Annotated in this window: 1 protein-coding gene and 9 tRNA genes; 1 reads left to right on the plus strand and 9 read right to left on the minus strand. The window is 40.7% G+C overall.

Annotation, left to right across the window (positions count from 1 at the left end; translation table 11 throughout):
• Positions 1-65: 65 nt before the first annotated feature.
• Positions 66-629: a site-specific integrase gene (locus FEZ13_RS19160; RefSeq protein ID WP_146553973.1), complete on the plus strand. Its 564-nt coding sequence runs from the start codon at positions 66-68 to the stop codon at positions 627-629.
• A 190-nt stretch (positions 630-819) separates the two neighbouring features.
• On the opposite strand, the gene FEZ13_RS19170 is transcribed toward FEZ13_RS19160, so the two are convergent.
• From FEZ13_RS19170 to FEZ13_RS19210, 9 genes are all read right to left on the minus strand, one after another.
• Positions 820-904: transfer RNA gene (locus FEZ13_RS19170), tRNA-Leu, on the minus strand.
• Between the two features lie 22 nt (positions 905-926).
• Positions 927-1,001, minus strand: a tRNA-Cys gene (locus FEZ13_RS19175).
• Between the two features lie 16 nt (positions 1,002-1,017).
• Positions 1,018-1,092, minus strand: a tRNA-Gly gene (locus FEZ13_RS19180).
• 7 nt (positions 1,093-1,099) lie between these two features.
• Positions 1,100-1,171: transfer RNA gene (locus FEZ13_RS19185), tRNA-Gln, on the minus strand.
• 3 nt (positions 1,172-1,174) lie between these two features.
• Positions 1,175-1,250, minus strand: a tRNA-His gene (locus FEZ13_RS19190).
• A gap of 35 nt (positions 1,251-1,285) precedes the next feature.
• A tRNA-His gene (locus FEZ13_RS19195) sits at positions 1,286-1,361 on the minus strand.
• 29 nt (positions 1,362-1,390) lie between these two features.
• Positions 1,391-1,464, minus strand: a tRNA-Trp gene (locus tag FEZ13_RS19200).
• Positions 1,465-1,476: 12 nt separating this feature from the next.
• Positions 1,477-1,560, minus strand: a tRNA-Tyr gene (locus tag FEZ13_RS19205).
• Between the two features lie 9 nt (positions 1,561-1,569).
• Positions 1,570-1,642: transfer RNA gene (locus tag FEZ13_RS19210), tRNA-Thr, on the minus strand.
• Positions 1,643-1,660: the final 18 nt, after the last annotated feature.

Here is a 1,660-nt window from a genome sequence, read left to right on the forward strand (position 1 = left end):
ATATTAGATACAAAAGAATGGCTAGAAAACAGTTCGGTTTAAGTGGCTCAGTTTTTAATTAATAAATGGCTCAATTTTTACTTGCGAAATACAAATGTGTTGAAGCATTAAAAAATGAGCCATTAGATTTCAGAGTTCCAGTATATTTGGGACTCTCTCTTGGGCTTCGTCGTGGAGAAATATTTGGACTTACTTGGGATAGAGTAGATTTTAAAGCAAAAACGATAACAATTGATCGCCAGTTAATTCATCCTAAAGATGGTCTTACAAAACCTAAAACAAACAATAGTAATCGTATCTTACCTATTCCAGATATTTTACTAGATTTACTAAAAAAGCACCGTGCTTCTCAAACAGTAATATCACCACTTAATTTGGTAAATAGTAATGAACATGGTGGTTATGCTTCTCCTAATTACTTTACTAAAAAGTTTAAACGCTTTTTACAAGAAAATGATTTACCAATTATTCGTTTTCATGATACAAGACATTCCAATGCATCAATTTCATTAGCTTCAGGGAATCCCTTTAAAAGTTGTCTCAGAATTGCTAGGACACTCATCTATAACCATTACAGCCGATATATATGGCCATGTAACAGAGGATACAAAAAGAGATGCGGTAAATAATTTATGTGATAACATATTCGATAATACTGGTCAATAAATCTAGGTTCTATTAGTATAGAACCACTATTTACAAAGAGCCTAAATCAATTGTTGTCAATTTGTTGTCACTGTAAATATTAAATCTACAAAACAAAAAAGGCTTTTAACTCATAAAGAGTTAAAAACCTTGTAGTATCAATGTTTATAAGTATGGTACCGGTGGTCGGGGTCGAACCGACACTCCAGAAGGAACACGATTTTGAGTCGTGCGCGTCTGCCAATTCCGCCACACCGGCAAAATACTAGTTAAAGATAAAATGGAGGCGGCAACCGGATTTGAACCGGTGGATAAAGGTTTTGCAGACCTGTGCCTTACCACTTGGCTATGCCGCCCTATAATTATTTTAGTTGGAGCGGAAGACGGGGTTCGAACCCGCGACCCCCACCTTGGCAAGGTGATGTTCTACCACTGAACTACTTCCGCATATTAACTGGGGTACCTGGATTCGAACCAGGGCATGACGGAATCAAAATCCGTTGCCTTACCGCTTGGCTATACCCCAATATGGGGCGGATGATGGGGATCGAACCCACGAATGCCGGAACCACAATCCGGTGTGTTAACCACTTCACCACATCCGCCAACATAAAATGTTACCTATTATATTAAATTATGATGGGGCGGATGAAGGGGATCGAACCCTCGAATGCCGGAACCACAATCCGGTGTGTTAACCACTTCACCACATCCGCCAATATATTTAAATCCGATATATCCAAAATGGCAGGGGCAGTAGGAATCGAACCCACATCAAAGGTTTTGGAGACCTCTATTCTACCGTTAAACTATGCCCCTAAATATTAAAGATGGTGGAGGGGGGCAGATTCGAACTGCCGAACCCGAAGGAGCGGATTTACAGTCCGCCGCGTTTAGCCTCTTCGCTACCCCTCCGATTTATGATGCCGGCGAAAGGAGTCGAACCCTCGACCTACTGATTACAAGTCAGTTGCTCTACCAACTGAGCTACACCGGCATAATTATGGTGGGTCGG

It is taken from the genome of Rummeliibacillus sp. SL167 (assembly GCF_007896505.1).
Taxonomy (GTDB): Bacteria; Bacillota; Bacilli; order Bacillales_A; family Planococcaceae; genus Rummeliibacillus; species Rummeliibacillus suwonensis.

Coding starts and splice junctions, on each gene's coding strand:
- FEZ13_RS19160 (WP_146553973.1), top strand. CDS start 66: ATGGCTCAATTTTTACTTGCGAAATACAAATGTGTTGAAGCATTAAAA.